The organism is Mycobacterium shinjukuense (genome assembly GCF_010730055.1).
GTDB lineage: Bacteria > Actinomycetota > Actinomycetes > Mycobacteriales > Mycobacteriaceae > Mycobacterium > Mycobacterium shinjukuense.
In genome coordinates, this window is sequence record NZ_AP022575.1 from 3,043,696 (window position 1) to 3,060,974 (window position 17,279).

Sequence of the window (17,279 nt, forward strand, 5' to 3'; positions counted from 1 at the left end):
TCAGTGCCGGTGGGTGTTGTCGGGTTGGCGGGGGTCACCCGGATGCTCGTAGCCAGGTGCCAGGCGCACCAGCGCGGCCCGGCGGGCGTCCAACCAGATCCGGAAGGCGCGACGCCGCGCGGCACCCAGCAGATGCTCGTTGATGACCGGCCGCACCCGCTCGAGGGGTGGCGCGCTGACCGTCGGGGTGCACCAGCCGTCGCGGCCGGGCCGGCGCTGGGCGAACCGCAGCGGGTTGCGGGCATGATAGTCGGCCACCTCGGCGTCGGAAATTTGGACCGCGGCGGTGACGTCGGCGAACAACGCCCGGGCCAGCGGGTCGGCCAGCGCGGCGGCGGCGATGCTGCCGAGCTCCAGCCGGGCGGTCACGTCGGGCAACACCTCGGCCTCGGTCGGGGCGTCGGCCGCACCGAGGCCACGCGCCGCCGCCTCAACGGCGACCACCCGCTCGGTCACGATCAGCTGGGTGAGCCAGCGCCGCAATTGTCGGCCCTCGCTGGTGCCGCTCGCCGGCCACCGGGCGGCACACGGACCGCTGCGCAGCCGCGCTTCCCGGGCGTCGACCTCGTCGACGGCAACCGGTGCGCCGGCCACGGTCGCGACCAGGCTCATGTCACGGTCACCGACACCGCCGGCGAGTAGACCAGCCAGCCCGCAGCGCCGACCCGGATCAGGGCCCACCACCGGCCGGGTTGCCACCAGGGGGGCGGAGTCACGTCGAAGACCAGTTCGACGGTGCCGCCGGGGGGCAGGTCGGCACCCTGCACGGCCGGGCCCACCCACTCCCAGGTGCCCCACGGGCTGATCAGGTGGGCCTCCACCGTCAGGTTTGCGCAGGCGTGGCTGCCGACCGTGACCGAGAGCCGCGCCGAATCGCCCGCGGCCACCTCGACGTCGGCCGGGCCCTCGACCAGGTACACCAGTTCCGGTGGCTCGGCGGTCCCCAGGGTCACCACGCACACGTCCTCGACCACCTGCTGCCAGGCGGCCGGCACCTCCCCGGAGAGTCCGAGCTGGGCCCGGACGGGATAGTGCCCCGGTCGCGCCTGGGCCGGGATCGCCAGCACCACATCGGCGTCCAGATACCCGCCGGCGCACAGCGTGAACGGCAGCTTGGCAGGCGCGGCCGACCAGCCGTCCGGGCACACCAGCTCGACCGTGCCGGTCAGCACCGAATCGGTGCAGTCGCTGGCCGCGGTCAGGCGCAGCACCACCTCAGCGGCCGGCTCGGCGGTCACCGCCTGGGGCCGCAGGTACGCGACGGCGGGCAGCCCGCCCAGTGGCGCGGGGCCGCGATTGTGCAGCCAATATCGGGCATAGAGCGGCTGGGCTCGTTCGGTGTGCGGGGCCAGCTCGCGCGGGCCGGATGGCACCGCCGGCAGATCGAGCCGGGCCAGCACGGTGGCGAGCTGGTAACCATGCAGCTCGGTCGACCAGGCCCGCTGCAACGGGGTTTCCCGCAGGTCGGCCAGCCGCAGCGCGCGAATGGTGCCCAGCTCGGAGCCGACGACCACGCGGCTGCCGGCCCCGGTGGTCTCCACTAGACGCAGGGCCACCGCGGCGGGGTCGACCGGTTCGGCGCGACCGGCGGTCAGCGGGTTGCCGGCGGCCTTGAGGGCACCCAGGTGCACCGCGCCGGCGGGCTCGACATGCAGCAGCGATCCCTGCCGCGGCAGCCTGCCCAGCCCCGTGCACGGGGTCACCGCCAGCAGCGGCTGGGAGAATTGCGCGCCGCGCGCGCAGACCTCGGCGTCCCGCCAGTCGCCGTCGCCGCAGATCAGCGCGTAGTCGAAAACGTGCGTCCAATGCTGAAGCTGGAAGCTGGAGCCATCGGGCGCGGTGCGGCGCGGTTCGTCGATCCAGACACCGGACGGCCATCCGGTGCAGGACCGCATCAACGCGGCATGCAGGGTGCCCGCGCAGTCCACAGCGAAGCTGGGCACCCCGCGGTTGAGCAGCGCGACCGTGCGGGCCTCGAACGGTTCCGCGGGCGCGGGGGCCTGCTGGGTGACGGCAATCTCGGCGTCGCCCAGATCGTCGACCACCGCGGCGATCGCGGCGGCGAGGCTCGTGTCGTCGCGGCCGTCGATTATCAGCACCGGCAGCGCACACGGCGCCCGCACGTCTGCCCCGGGCACCCAGACCGCAACCAACGGCGCCGCGGCCGGCACCCACACCCTGGCCCGGCCGGTGTCGGCCAGTTGGCGTTCGAGTTCGGCGACGTACACCGGGTCGGCGTCGGCCAGCACGGCCTTGGTGAACACGTTGCGGGCGGGCCCGCCCAGCGCGATCCGGGTGTCCGGCACATTGGAGTCCACGTCGAGGTGGCCGTAGCGCGGCTTGTCGGCGCCGCTGCAGGTGGCCGTGACGCCGGCGCGGACCAGCGCGATCATCAGGTCGCGGGCCATCGGTCCAGACGTCGCCTCGGAAGGACAGACCACCTCGGCCACCGATACCGCCCGCAGGGCCGTGCCGCCGACCCGCACCCGGGCCGCCGAGGACAACCCGAACCACCGGTAGGCCGGGTTGTCCAGGGTCCACGGGTGTCGCGCGGTGTCCACCGACTCCGCCCCGTCATGCAGCAACGCAAAACCGCGCCCGACGACGGCGTCGCCCACCTCACTGACCGGCATGGCGCCCGGCACCGGACACGGCCAGCGCAGCCGCAGCAAACGGTCGTGGCCGGTGAACCCGTCGATGGTGGTGCGGCAGTCCAGTCGGGCGACCCCGCGCCACAGGGTGAGCGTCTGGGTGTAGCGCAGCAACGCGCCCATCCGGCCCCACACCACCAGGCGTTGACCCAGCGGACCGTGGTAGGCCTGGACCTCCGCCGGCCATTCCGACGAGCAGACCACCGGCCCCTTGGGCAGCAGGTGCCACGGGCCCTCGCCCTGGGTCGGGTGCGCGGGGTATTCCTCATAGGCGGCGAGCTCGTTGCCCACCCGGCCGCGCGCGATCAGCTCGCGGCCGGCACACACCAGCGACCGCACCGCCCCGCCGCGCTCGGGGTCGACGGCCAGGCGGTACTGCTCGTTGGCGATCTCGACACCGGCCGCGGGTTCCCAGCCCGCGGGCCCGTCGGCCGGGATCAGCCGGTAAGCCCGCCAGCCCAGCGACGGGACATCCCGCGCCAGCCAGGTGACCGTCCGCCCGCCGTGCTCGACATGCGCGGGCAGCTCGTCGCCATCGGGGTCGACGACCCGCACCCCCGCGTCCAGCGGCGGGTCGAGCCGGGCGGTGACGATATCGGTGCGCCGGCCGGTCAGCGGGTTCCACACCACGACGCGGTCATCCGGGCCCGCCACCGCCCCGGACAGCAGCCGCAGCGAGTTGTCGCGGGCGGCGCGGCCCAGCTCCCACGCGTCGCGCCAGCCGGTCAGCAGGTCGAGGTAGACCTGGTCGGACTCCGAGCCGGTGATCGCGTCGTGGTGTGCGCCGTAGGCCAGCTGCACCCACGCCTTGGCCAACGCGGCCTGCGGATACTGCGCTCCGGTCATTAGCGCGGCGAACACGGCGAACCGCTCCGCCTCCAAGACGGCGTTCTCGGCGGCCCGGTTGGCTTGTTTGGTGTCGATGTACGACACGTCCTTGCCGGTGTAGATCGGGTTCATGTCACGGGTTTGCGGCGACGGCATCGCGCCCCGCTGCGCCAGCTCGGCGCGCACCGCCGCGAAGAACTCCCGCGGCAGCCCGCACACGAATCGCGGCCAGGTGTAGCGCGCGGCCCAGTCGCGGTGGATCGCGGTGACCCACTTGTTCGGCGGGGCGTAATCGGTGCCGACCGGCAGCAGCACGTTGCGGGTCAACGCGACCGTCTTGAGCTGCTCGAAAAGCGCATAGGTGGCCGCCTCGGCCTCGGCCAGCGAGGTCGACGAGTCCATCCACCAGCCCGCCGAATAATGCGCCGGCATGTAGTGGGTGAGCAGGCCGCGGCCCGACGGCGAAATCCACTCGAACTCGCTGGAAAACTGCATGCGATCGACACCGCCGGCTTCGGGGCCACCCAGGGCCGGGCCCCACTGGTGATGCGGGCCGCGGGCCCAGGAACTCGACGTCAGCCCGGCATCGGCGGCCATCCCGGGGAATTGCGGGTCGTGACCGAACACGTCCAGCTGCCACGCGGTGGCCGGGTCAGCGCCCAGCACGTCACGCTGAAACCCCATGCCGTGCACCAGGTTTCGGATCGTGGTCTCCGGGCTGGTGAGGTTGGTGTTGGGTTCGTTGTAGGTCCCGCCCATCACCTCGACGCGGCCTTGGGCGAGCAGGCGGCGCAGGTCGGCACGGTCCTCCGGGTGGGTGTCCCAGTACGGCTTGAGGTAGTCGACCTCGGCCAGCACGAACTTGTACTCGGGCTCGCGGCGGGCCATCTCCAGATGCGCGCGCACCAGCTCGAACCCGTTGGCCTGCCGGGCACGCCCCGGCGGGTCTTCGCGCCACCGGCTGGTGTAGGCGCCCTGGGTGTTCCACCACACCGGGTCGTAGTGGAAGTGGCTAACCATGAACATCGTCCACCCCGGCTCGGCGACGGTGAACTCGAAGGCCAGGGCCGGCCCATCGGCCGTGTGCACCCGCGCGGCCCGCTGCTGTCCGACGACCGGGCGGTTCACCGCGACCGGAACCTCGACCATCCGCCGGCCGGGGTCGACGATCGCCTCCCCGCTCAAGCCATCGCCGTCGATGCGGATCGGCGTCGGTTCGGCGCGCTCGCTGACGGTGACGCGGGCCAGCTGCAGCGGCGCGTTGGGCGCGCCGACGAACAGTTCGGTCGACTCCGCGGCAACCACCACCATGCCCGCACCCTACGGCGACCGGATGGCCCGATAAAGGCGTTACGGAAAAGCGCACCTTTGACGTGCTCCCCGGACCATAAAGTCCACAATCTCGAGACCAAACTTGACCGGACCGGGACGTCATCTCATCCCTGACTCGTCAATAGTCGCCGCCACCGGATAGCACGCTGCGCGCGAATAACTTTGTGCTGCAGCAGCTTCCGATACAGATAGCCAGCTCGTCGACAACGTGGGCGGGAAAACGCTTCACTTACTTGGCAGCGAGCGTCCCCATACGGTCGACGGACCAGATGGGTTGAGTTCGTCCCACGCAGCGGGGCGAAGGAATCGAAAGCGCGAGGGATCTCCTCTGTCTGAGATCCCTCGCGGCCTCCCAGTAAGGCCCGTGTGACGACCGGACCGAGGTGACCGCCGCGCACGTCCGCGAGGTCGTCAAACGGCTCCAAGAGACCGGCCAGCACCGGCCCGGCGACCCCGACATCCTGATCGTGTTCGACGCCGGCCACCACATCACCCGGCTGGACCCGCCCCCGGGTCCGCACACCGACCAGCTGAAACGCGAAGAACGCGTTGTCGACATCACCCGGCTGGACCCGCCCCCGGGTCCGCACACCCGAGCAGGGCGACCGCTGGACCTGGCGAGCCGGAGCTGGGTGTGGGCGGCGATGATCAGCCATGTCCAGGACCTCGCCGAAGACCTGCGCCGACCCTGGGAGAAACCCGCCGCCCAGCCCCGCCGGCTCACCCCGGCGCGGGTCCGTCAAGGATGTCGGAACCTCCGCCCGACAACACCCCTCCCGGCCGGCGCACCGAAACCCTCCCGGCCCGGCCCCGGACGGCCACCCGGCACCAAAAACAAGCAGTGCGCCGCCCGACACGACGTCGGCAAGCACGCCACCACCCGCCCGAGCAAACCCGATACGGGTCAAAAATCGAGCTAAGGAAATTCAGAGCCGCCCTCGCCGCCTTTGCCGCCCTTTCCGCCGAACCCACCGAGGCCGCCAAGGGCACCTGCGGGCTCACCGCCGGCCTCACCGCTGCTGCCAGTTGTGCCGTTGGAGCCTTCGTCGCCCCTACCCCCGGTGCCGCCGTCGCCGCCGTTGCCGCCGTTACCACCACCGCCACCGAATCCGCCGGTGATGTCTCCGATGCCGCCGTTGCCTCCTCGGCCGCCATCGCCGCCGGTGCCGCCGTTCCCGCCACGGCCGGGACCCGAGGCGTTGCCGCCGGTTCCGCCCTTCCCGCCGTTGCCGCCTTTGCCGCCGTTGCCGCCGATCTTGCCGGTGCCGCCGTCGCCACCGTTGCCAGCGGTACCGCCGTTGCCACCGTTGCCGGCGGGAAGGCCGCTTGGGCTTGTGTCGCTGATGCTACCGCCGGTGCCGCCGGTGCCACCGTCGCCACCGTTGCCACCGTTGCCGCCGTTGCCGCCGTCGGTACCGGATCCGCCGGCTCCCCCGGTGCCGCCGGCGCCGCCGTTGCCGCCAGCGCCGATAAGGCCGTTACCGGTGGTGGAATTATCGTTGCCGCCGGTGCCGCCGTTGCCGCCGTTGCCGGCGTTGCCGCCATGGCCTCCGTCGCCGCCGCCGGCGCCGCCCGCGCCGCCTCTACCGCCGTTGCCGCCGGACCCGCCTCGGCCACCAGTGCCGCTGTCGCCGTCTCCGCTACTGACGCTGCCGCCGTTGCCGCCTCGGCCGCCGGTGCCGCCGTTGCCGCCTTGGCCGCCGGCGCCGCCGCCGTCGCCGCCGTCGCCACCGTCACCGCCAGTACCGCTGCTGCCGCCGAAGCCGCCACTACCGCCGCCGTAGTTGTTGTTTCCGGTGCCGCCGTTACCGCCTCTACCGCCGGTGCCGGCGTTGCCGCCTTGGCCGCCGTTGCCGCCGCCGTTGCCACCTTGGCCACCGTTTCCGCCGTTACCGGTATCACCGCCCCTGCCGCCACTACCGCCGCTACCGCCGCCGGTGCCGCCGTCGCCGCCTCTACCGCCAGTGCCGGCGTTGCCGCCTTGGCCGCCGTTGCCGCCGCCGTCGCCGCCGTTGCCACCGTCACCACCAGTGCCGCTGCTGCCACCAGCGCCACCTTTGCCGCCGGGGGTGGTGATGGTGGTACCGCTGCCGCCTTTACCGCCGGCGCCACCATCGCCAGCGTCGCCGCCTTTGCCGCCGTTCCCTCCGCCTGCGCCCCCGTGACCGCCGGTGCCGCCGTTGCCGGCGGCCCCTCCTTGGCCACCGGCGCCGGTGCCGCCGGAGAGGTTGCGGTTGTTGCCGTTGGCGCCGGCGCCACCGTGCCCGCCGTTGCCGCCCTGGCCGCCGTCGCCGCCGCCGACCCCACCGACGCCGTCGCCGCCAGTGCCACCGCCGCCGCCCTCGCCCCCCTTGCCGCCGTTGCCGCCGTTGCCGCCGTTCGCCGTTGATGAGGTTGCGCCGGCGCCGCCGTTGCCTCCGGCGCCGCCTTGGCCGCCGTTGCCGGCGGTGCCGTTGGCACCGCCGCCGGCGCCACCGGCGCCCGCGGCACCACCGTCGCCACCGGTCCCGCCTTTCCCGCCGTTTCCGCCGGTGCCGCCGGTGTTAGCGGCGACGACACCGCTGCCGCCGTTGCCGCCCACGCCGCCGTCGGCGCCATCGGCACCATTGCCACCGGCGCCGCCGCCGACTCCACCGATGCCGTCGCCGCCAGCGCCACCGGCCCCGCCCTTACCACCGTTGCCGCCGGTGCCGCCGTCTGTGCCGGTACCGGCGCCGCCGTTGCCGCCGGCCGTGGCGGCGCCGGCGGCACCGCCATCGCCGCCGTCGCCGCCGGTTCCGTTGGCGCCCGCAGCGCCGCCACCGCTACCGGCAGCACCCCCAGCACCGGCGTTGCCCCCGTTGCCGCCGTTGCCGCCGTCGCCGCCGTTGTTGCCATTGGTGCCGGTCATACCGGCAGCGTTTCCACCCGCACCCCCAGTGCCGCCGTCGCCGCCATTGCCGCCGTCGCCGCCGTCGCCGCCGCCGACACCGCCGATGCCGTCGCCGCCGGCCCCACCGGTCCCGCCGTTGCCGCCGTTCCCACCGGTTCCGCCGTGGCCGCCGTGTCCGAGGCCGGTCGTGCCGGTAGTGCCGGGTGCGCCGTCGCCGCCTTTGCCGCCGTCACCGGCCACACCGTTGGCGCCGGGGGTGGCGCCGGAGCCGCCGGCACCGGCGGCGCCACCTTTGCCACCGTTGCCGCCGTTGCCGCCGGCGCCCCCGGCGGCGCTGTTGGTGGCGCCGTTAGCCCCGTCACCGCCCTTGGCGCCGTTACCGCCCGCGCCTCCAGCACCAGCGGTTCCACCGGGACCAGCGGCCCCGCCGGCGCCACCAGTTCCACCGCCACCACCGTCACCGCCATGACCTCCGGCAGCACCGCTACCTGCCGTCCCGGTCGCGCCAGCACCGCCCTGGCCGCCGTCACCACCTCTTCCACCAGCGCCGCCGACACCGGCCGCGCCGATGGTGGAGCCGGCCCCGCCCAGACCGGCGGCCCCGCCGGCACCGCCGGTTCCACCTCGACCACCAGCCCCGCCAGCTACCAACGGATCGACGCTGTCAGCACCGGCCCCGCCCACACCGCCCGCCCCACCCGCTCCACCGGCCCCGCCACGGCCGCCGGCGCCTTGCTGGCCAGCGGTGCCGCCATTCGCCGCCCCCGCCGCCCCGCCCTCACCACCCTGACCGCCGGCCCCGCCGGTTCCGCCGGTACCCCCCTGGGCACCGGGCGCGGCGATGGTGATATTGTCGGCCCCCTTGCCGCCCGTACCACCCCCGCCGCCGGTTCCGCCGTCACCGGCGGTGCCGGCCGCGCCGATGGTGGAGCCAGCCCCGCCCAAACCGGCGGCCCCGCCGGCGCCACCGGCTCCGCCTTGACCACCAGCCGCGCCGGCCACCAACGGATCGACACTGTCAGCACCCGCCCCGCCCTGACCGCCCGCCCCACCTACACCGCCGGCGCCGCCAACCCCGCCCGTGCCGTCGGGGCCGCCGTCACCTCCAGCTCCGCCGGCCCCGCCGGCGCCACCGGCGAACCCGGTACCACCGACAAGCCCGCTGCCGGCGGGAGCGTCGGTGCCGTTCCCGCCAGCGCCGCCGGCACCGCCCTGTCCGCCGGTGCCACCGATACCCGCCTTGCCGGTAGCGCCCACGCTGCCGCCGTACCCGCCGGTGCCCGCTGCGCCGCCAACGCCGCCTGCGCCCGCGGCCCCGCCGGTGCCGCCCGCCCCCCCGGTGCCGCCGACACCGGTGGGGTTGTCCGCGCCGGAGCCACCGGCTCCACCGGTACCACCCCGGCCGCCGACACCGCCAGCCCCGCCGGAGCCATTGATGCCGCCCGCGATCGCGTTGCCGCCGGCCCCTCCATTGCCGCCAGCGCCGCCGGCGAACCCACTTCCGCCGGTAAGCCCACTGCCTGCCGGGGCATCGGTACCGGCGGCACCAGCGCCGCCGGTACCGCCCTGTCCGCCGGTGCCACCGACACCGGCAGCGCCGGGTGCGCCACTGGCGCTCAAGAATTGACCGGCCCCACCGGCCCCACCGGGACCAGCGATACCGCCGACACCACCGGTACCGCCCGTGCCCCCGACACCACCTAGGCCCGCGAGCGCGCCTTCGCCGCCGTTGCCGCCGTAGCCGCCCACCCCACCGGCGCCGCCGAGACCGCCTTGCCCGCCGGCACCGAACAACAGCGCGCCCCTACCGCCGGCGCCACCGGCGCCGCCGAGACCGCCCTGCCCGCCGGTGCCACCCACCGCGCCGCCATCACTGCCACGGCCGCCCATCCCCCCGATGCCCCCCACCCCGCCGGCGCCACCCGGCGTTAACCATCCACCATCCCCCCCGACGCCGCCCTGCCCACCGGGCCCACCGGTACCACCGGGACCTGCATCAGTGCCCGCACCGCCCGCCCCGCCGACCCCGCCAGCACCGAACAGCAGCGGGGCGCGGCCGCCGGGCCCTCCGGTGCCGCCGCCGTAGCCGCCGCTGCCACCGATGCCGCCGCCACCCCACAGCAATCCGCCGGGCCCACCGGCCCCGCCGGTCCCGCCGCCGGGCCCGCCGCTGCCACCGGGCCCACCCACACCGAACAGCCACCCGCCGGCACCGCCTGCCCCGCCGGTTGCACCACCGCTCCCACCGGCTCCACCGGCCCCACCGTTGCCCCATAGCCCAGCGGCCCCGCCGGCCCCGCCAGCCTGTCCCGGGTCGCCGGGTGCACCGTTGCCGCCGTTGCCGAACAGGAGTCCGCCGGCTCCGCCGTTGCCACCGGGAGTGGTCGCGTTGGCTCCATCACCGATCAGCGGGCGCCCCAGCAGCGCCTGGGTTGGTGCATTGATGATCCTCAGCAGATTCGGATCCACGGCCGCGGCGTTGGCCGTATCAGCAGCCAGGTACGCGTCCGTCCCGGCTCTCAAGGTCTGTACAAACTGCTGGTGGTAGGCCGCCAGCTGCGCGCTGACCGTCTGATATTCCAGGCCGTAGCCGCCAAACAGGGCTGCAATCCGTGTCGACACCTCATCAGCTCCGGCGGCCAGCACCTCTGTCGTGGCCGCCGCGACCGCGGCGTTGGCGGTGCCGATCGTCGAACCGATATCGGCCAAATCCTCTGCCGCAGCTGCTATCAACTCTGTTGATGCAATCACAAACGACATGGATTACCTCCTGCCGCCCCGGCAATCACCTTGTTTTTCTTGCTGCCGCCAGCAATATGTGGTGGCGTTCGGAGAAGTTGAAATACTTCTGAAATCAGAAGGTCGAGGCCAGAATCTGAATCCACAAACGAAATTTTTGCCAGGATGTCCGACATAACGACCAAATCGCGATTATGGGATGGCATGGCCGCCCGGATCGCCGGCAGGTGAGCGGTGGCGATGCGCTTCGACGCTAAGCTAAGCTAAGCTAAGCTAGATCTGGGGACACCATGGTTGATCTGGGATCGCCACCACGTCGCGATGACCGAGCGTTCTTGTGTGCGCTCTAGCGCGTTTCAATGAATGTCACCTGCGGGTCGATAACCCGGTTCCCGCTTCGTCCAAGGCGACATCGACTGCCTCATGAAAGCGAAGGGAGTTGCCTTCTGTCCAGGCCGCCGCGAAGTCCGCCGAGTCCAATGCCTCGCGGGCGCGACGTTCGCACTCGTCATGCAGGGCCTGAAGGTGGGCAAAGGCAGTCACCGGAGTCCCGGTAGCACGCCGCACCGCGCTAGCGGCTGCCATTAGCACGACGGCTCCACGAGGGTCGTGGTTCGACAGCGCGATCGACGCCAGTCGTTCCAGGCACTGCGCACCCGTCCATGGATCATTGATGAGTCGAGCAATGTGCAGGCCCTCTCGGAGCAGTGGCTTCGCCCACTGCTCCCATTGCGTCTGGCTTAGGCGCCCCTCGTTACTGCACAGACACGCTAACGCGCGTGATCGATAGACGACCTCGCCGTTGGATTCGGCGAGCGCGAGCGCCTTTTCAAACCAATTCGCCGCCTGCTCATGCTCACCTGAAAGGCCCAGAACCCAGCCCATCGACAACATCGAGACTGCCTGCAACTCATAGTCATCGCTCGCGCTCAGAGCACGCTGAAGGCAGTTGTGTGCGCGCGGAACATCGCCGCTGAGCGTCGCGCACCAGCCCTCGACGCAGTCGACCTCGGCATGCAAAAGCGGATCATCGACGACCTCGAGGAGCGTACGCGCTTCGGCTATCAGATTCCGCGCGGCAGTCAGGTCAACTTGCATATTTGCCACCGCCGCGGCACTGACCAGTGCCTTGATGCGTCGCGCCGTAGGGTCGGTTGGAACGGCAGTCAGCGCGAGATCCAGCCAGCGTCGCGCCTCGCTGAGCATTCCGCACGTAGTCCACAGCCGGCGCAGGTTGGTCGCTAATTCCAAAGCCGCAGCCGGATCATCGGTCATACTGAACTGCAGCACGGCTCGAAGGTTGGGAATCTCATCTTTCAGGCGATGCAGCCACTCGATCTGCCGGGGACCAAACCATTCGGTGTTGGCCTGAGCAACCAGGTGTTGATAGTGCTGGGCGTGGCGCCGGTGCAGCTGGTGAAAGTCGTGGGCGGTGAGCTTGGTTTGGCCGTAGTCGCGCAGGGTGTCGAGCAGCCGGAACCGCACCGAGCCGTCATCACGTTCGATGCGGATGAGAATCGACTTCTCCACCAACGCCGACACAATATCTATGCACGGTTCCGCGCTTAAGTCTTCGGCGTTGAGCCCATCAGTCGATATGTGTTGAACGGCGGCAAGGTCGAATGTTCCGGCGAAGACAGATAGCTGTGACCAGAAGCGTTTTTCGGCCGGGGTGCACAGTTCGTAGCTCCAGTGCATGCAGCCGGTCAGGGTTTGCTGACGGGTGGGGGCACCGCGCTGACCGCGCTGCAGCAGAGCAAACCTGTCGGCCAGCCCGTCGGCGATCTGCATAGCCGACAGCACACGCAGCCGCGCAGCGGCTAACTCCAGGGCTAACGGCAGGCCCTCTAGCCTCGCACAAATTCCTGCCACGGCCATAGCGTTGTCGGTGGTAAGGGTGAAGCTGGGTAGGGCACCCAGGGCGCGTGCGATAAACAAGGCCACGGCGTCGTAGCCGGCCAACGTGTGCACGGTCAGGCGGTCGTCGTCGAGGGCGGGGCATTTCAGCGGGACGAGCGCCAGCATCGCCTCGCCGTCGATGTTGAGCATTTCGCGGCTCGTGGCCACAACATGCAGCTGTGAGCAATGGTGAAGGAGGGCTTCGACCAGTTTGGCCACGTCGTCGATGACGTGTTCACAGTTGTCCAGCACGACCAGCGTGTGGCGGTCACGTAGGAAGTCGACCATCACATCGGTCATTGCCCTGCCCGCATGAGCCCGCAGTCCCAGCCGGGCAGCCATCACGTCGGTCACCAGCGCTCCATCGCGCAGATCGCCCAGCTCCACCCACCAGACTCCATCGGCGAACTGGGTGTCCAGCTGGTGGGCGGCAGCGGTGGCCAGGGTGGTTTTCCCGACTCCTCCGACGCCGGTGACGGTGACCAGGCGCGACGCGGACAGCAGGCCGCGCAGCTGGGCCAGCTCCGCACCACGGCCCACGATGCCGGCCAGCAGCGCTGGGACCTTGCCCCCAGCGTGGCTAGCGCCGGACCATCGCTGCGGCAACCCGCGCAGCGGCTCTGCACCGTCGTGCACGGGCATCTTGTCAACGGCGAGGCCGTGACCGGCCTGCGTCTGCTGAAGCGCCTCACCGAATTCCAGCGCGGTGGGGCGATCGGAGGGGTTCTGGGCCATCGCGTGATCAATCGCTGCAGCCACATCAGCAGGCAGTCCGAGTGCGCACAGGCTCGAAAGCGGTTCATCGGCCACACGCACGAGCTGCGACATCACCCGCCCACCTTCGTGCCGCTCAAACGGCGCATGCCCGGTCAATCCGGCGAACAGGCTAGCGCCCAGCCCATACACATCCGACGCAGCGCTGGGCAAGTCACCGTCGAGCAACTCCGGGGCGCTAAATGCCGGCGGCCCTAGATGCGCCCCCGTCTCCGTGTCAACCCCGACCGCAACGCGGGCGATCCCGAAATCACCCAGTGCCGGCTCCCCGTAGTCGGTGAGCAAAATGTTTGCGGGCTTGACGTCGCGGTGCAGAATTCCTAACCGGTGAGCGGTCTGCAGTGCATCGGCTATCTTCACCCCTAGCCGTAGCACCTCGTCAAGGGGCAGTGATCCGAGTCGACTGATCCGGCTCTGTATAGATCCGTTCCTACAATACGGCATCACCAAATACGGGAACCCGTCGTCGGTCTCACCGATCTCTAACAGGGGAAGGATATTCGGATGGCCGGTGAGCCGGGCCATGGCCTTTTGCTCGCGTATGAATCGCGCCCGTCCTTCGTCCAGCCTGGTGGTGAGGACCTTGACGGTGACCTGCCGATCGAGCGCAACCTGTGTACAGCGATAGACTGCGCCGAACCGGCCCCGGCCGAGCTCTTCGGCATCGTCGAACCCGCGCGCACGCAACCGTGCGGTGATACCCACCGCACGCTGCGTTGCGGCCGCGTTGCCAACCATCCCAAAACCCTCGGCGCAGTTGCCGCTGCGTGCGTCAGCAACGCAACTGCGTCAATAAGGGTAGCTCCACTGTCGCCGTTTGGCTTGACCCGGCAAGCATCACCCCCTGTGTGGTTCTCGGTCAAGCCGGTCACCACGTCGGTCATCGTCAGGGTGCGGGCGAACTCGCCGATCAGACTCGGGCCGCAGTGCGCCACGGTGTCGGCCTCGATCGCCCCCGGAACCTCGGGCGCCTCATCCGCCCAGGTGCGGATGGCGATCGAGTCTCGCTCGGTGAAGTCGCGTTGTGCCTTGGGTTTTGGCGTGGCAGTCTCGGCCACGGCGGCACGGAACATGTCAGCGGTCGCCTCAAGCGACATGCCTCGGTTGATCGGCTGCGTCGTCAGGGTTTGCCGAAGGCGATGCGGCGAAACCCGTCCTGTCCAGGGGCTTTCGGGGCCTTAGCGACGGCATCGACCCGCAAAGTCCAGATCGAAGGCCGCTGTTCGTCGGTGACCAGCCCGACGTCGATCATCCTGGTGTCGAGTGCGGCCAGAAAGCGGCGCTGGTAGCGGCCGGTGCGGTAGGAGTGGTCGGAAAGTAGTCGGTGAGCGCACGGATGGCGGAACTCGCTGGATTGCAACAATTCTCGTGAGCAATCGGTGGACTTGGATGTTACCCACGTGAACATCCCGACACGATAACGATTTGAGAATCTGCGTGATGGCAGCTAGACCGACCCAACGAGACTTGGGCGCGAGCTCGCGCAAATTACCTGAACCCCAGTTCAGCCACCTACGCCGGTGTCGAAAAGTTGCCCCGAACCCGCTACGCGGAAGTCCGCGTTAGCGAGGGCCTGGATGCGCAGCGCGCTGGGGTGACCCCCTGGCGGCGCTCAGCGCCAGATCTGTCCAGCGCTGCCCCTCGCTGAGCATTCCGCGCGCATCCCAGAACGGGTACAGTGCGGTGGTCATTTCCAGGGCAGCGGCCCAATCGTCAACCACGCTGTACTGCAGTGCCTCCCGTATGTTGGGTAGCTCCTGGATGAGCCGGTGCAACCACTGGATTTGATGTGGACCGTTCCACTGGGCCCTGGCATCGCTCACCAGCTGTCGATACCAGTGGGCATGACGGCGCTGCAGCTGGGCCTTTTCGGGGGGTCCGATGCGCGCGGCGCCGTAATCACGCAGCGTATCCAGCAGCCGAAACCGCGCAGTCTCCTGATGTTCGGTGCGCATGAGAATGGACTTATCCACCAGCGCGCTGAGCTGATCGAGGTATTCCCCGGCGGTCACGTCCGGACCGCAGATATGGTGGGCGGCGGGTAGATCGAAGCTGGCGGCGAATACCGACAATCTCCCCCACAGCTCCTGCTCCGCCCGAGAACACAGCTCATAGCTCCAACCCACGCACCCAGCCAGAGTTTGCTGTCGAACCGGGGCACCGCGGTGGCCGCGACTGAGCAATGTATAGCGATCCGACAATGCCTCGGCGATCTGGTCGGCCGACATCGCGCGAAGCCGTGCGGCGGCGAGTTCGATGGCCAACGGCAATCCGTCCAGCCGGGAACAGATCCGCGCCACAGCCGTGGCGTTGTGCTCGGTCAGGGCAAAACCGGCGACGGTCGCGCGGGCCCGCTGCACGAACAACTCGACTCCGGCATACCCGGCCAGCGTGGGTAGGGTGGGGTCCTCGGCGGCGTCCGGGCACTCCAGCGGAGGCACCACCAGCACCGCCTCACCGGCGACATTGAGCACTTCGCGGCTGGTCGCCACGATGTGCAACCGCGGACAGTCCCGCAGCAGCGCGTGGACCAATTCGGCCACCTCATTGACGACGTGTTCGCAGTTGTCGAGTACCAGCAGCGCATGACGCTCACTCATGGCATCGGCGAGGACCGCGGTCAGCGGCCGCCCGCCCCGATCGTGCACCCCCAGCGCCATCGCTACCACCTCGACCAGCAGCGAACCGTCCCGGAGCTCGCCCAACTGCGCCAGCCACACCCCGTCGGGGAAGGACCGCCCCAACTCTGCCCCTGCGCTTATCGCCAGTGCGGTCTTGCCCACCCCGCCCGGGCCGGTCAGCGTCACCAGCCGCGAGGCGGCAACCAGTGTACGTAGTTCTGCCAGTTCGGCGCCCCGCCCCACGACTTGGCTCACCACCGTGGGTAGGTTGCCCACCGATCGGGGCAAGGCTGCCCCGGTCACAGATCGCCGTGCCGGCACTTTGACACCATCACCGGCCTGCAGCGCCATCTCGTCCACGACCAGACCCTGCTGTGACTGCAGCAGCTGCAGCCGCTCGCCCAACTCCCGCGCCGACGGCCGCGCGCTGGGGTCGTGCGCCATCGCCTGATCGATGACGGCGGCGACTTCCCCGGCGATGCCATGTTCGCGAAGGTCCGGCACCGGTTCAGAGATGATCCGTAAGAAATGCGCCATCACCTGCTCATCAGCACGGCGTTCAAATGCCGCATGCCCGGTCAACGTGGTGAACAAGGTGGCGCCCAGCCCGTAGACATCCGAAGCCGCGGTGGGGGCGGCCCCGCCGAGCACCTCTGGTGCGCTGTAGGCTGGCGTTCCGCTGTACACGCCGGTGGCGGTCGTATAAGCCGAGGTGACTCGCGCTATTCCGAAATCACTCAACGCCGGCTCACCGTAGTCGGTGATTAAAATGTTGGCCGGCTTGACATCACGATGCACAATGCCTAGCTGGTGCGCCGACTCCAGCGCACCGGCCAACTTCACCCCGACGCTCAGCACATCCTCCAGCGCCAACACCCCCAGCCGACTGATCTGCTGCTGCAGAGACCCACGTCGGTAATACGGCATCACAAGAAACAGATGGCCGCTGTCGGTTTCGCCGACCTGCAGCACCGCCACGATGTTCGGATGACCGGTCAGTCGGCCCATCGCTTTCTGTTCGCGCATGAACCGCAGCCGGTTGTCATCGGCTTCGGTGGTGAGCACCTTGACCGCAACCATCCGATCCAATTCCACCTGGGTGCAGCTAAACACGACACCGAAGCCACCACGACCGATTTCCACAGCATCATCGAACCCCGCCGCATACAGCTCGGCGGCAACGCCGCTACGCACCTCAGACCGCGTCGCAGACGGATCACAATCCACCATCGGCGCCTAACTTCGCTGTCCTAACGTTCGGGTAAAAAACGATAGCTTCGAGGGCCGCGAATCGCAGCGTACTCCCCACAAGTAGCTGCAGGACATGGTGTTCAATAGGCCCAACGTCCTGCCGCCGTGGCCGAGCGGGCGGAGCGTGTCCAACAGCTCGCAGCCCGCAGCAGCTACCCGCCAGGCGTGCTGGGCCAATTCGACACCGTGCTGGGCACCGGCAGCCTGCTCGGGTACCACGGGAGCGATCACGGGGCCGACGGCGGTGCTGCACGGTTCGGCCGATCGGATGGTGCGGCGCCGCAACGGAGGCCGCTGTCGCCGTGGGCATCC

General features: G+C 70.3%; 7 protein-coding genes. 1 reads left to right on the forward strand and 6 read right to left on the reverse strand.

Annotation, left to right across the window (positions count from 1 at the left end):
- Nucleotides 1–612 (reverse strand): DUF7158 domain-containing protein, encoded by a 612-nt coding sequence (locus G6N20_RS13760; RefSeq protein WP_083045968.1) that lies wholly within the window; start codon nucleotides 610–612, stop codon nucleotides 1–3.
- Nucleotides 609–4,790, reverse strand: a complete 4,182-nt coding sequence (locus tag G6N20_RS13765; protein ID WP_083045969.1) for a glycoside hydrolase family 38 N-terminal domain-containing protein — start codon at nucleotides 4,788–4,790, stop codon at nucleotides 609–611. The genes G6N20_RS13760 and G6N20_RS13765 overlap by 4 nt, the downstream gene beginning before the upstream one ends.
- A gap of 404 nt (nucleotides 4,791–5,194) precedes the next feature.
- On the opposite strand from G6N20_RS13765, the gene G6N20_RS13770 reads away from it, so the two are divergent.
- Nucleotides 5,195–5,731 carry a hypothetical protein gene (locus G6N20_RS13770; RefSeq protein WP_197745480.1) on the forward strand — a complete coding sequence of 179 codons (537 nt, stop codon included), beginning with the start codon at nucleotides 5,195–5,197 and terminating at the stop codon, nucleotides 5,729–5,731.
- Here G6N20_RS13770 and G6N20_RS13775 read toward each other — a convergent pair.
- From G6N20_RS13775 to G6N20_RS13795, 4 genes are all read right to left on the reverse strand, one after another.
- Entirely contained in the window at nucleotides 5,728–10,443 is a 4,716-nt protein-coding gene (locus tag G6N20_RS13775) for a PE family protein (RefSeq protein WP_163663025.1), read from the reverse strand. The two genes, G6N20_RS13770 and G6N20_RS13775, sit on opposite strands and share 4 nt — an antisense overlap.
- Nucleotides 10,444–10,788: 345 nt before the next feature.
- Nucleotides 10,789–13,833 carry a protein kinase domain-containing protein gene (locus tag G6N20_RS13780; RefSeq protein WP_083052162.1) on the reverse strand — a complete coding sequence of 1,015 codons (3,045 nt, stop codon included), beginning with the start codon at nucleotides 13,831–13,833 and terminating at the stop codon, nucleotides 10,789–10,791.
- Nucleotides 13,834–14,215: 382 nt separating this feature from the next.
- Nucleotides 14,216–14,503: a hypothetical protein gene (locus G6N20_RS13790; protein WP_083052159.1), complete on the reverse strand. Its 288-nt coding sequence runs from the start codon at nucleotides 14,501–14,503 to the stop codon at nucleotides 14,216–14,218.
- Between the two features lie 154 nt (nucleotides 14,504–14,657).
- Entirely contained in the window at nucleotides 14,658–16,910 is a 2,253-nt protein-coding gene (locus G6N20_RS13795) for a protein kinase domain-containing protein (protein WP_158084807.1), read from the reverse strand.
- Nucleotides 16,911–17,279: the final 369 nt, after the last annotated feature.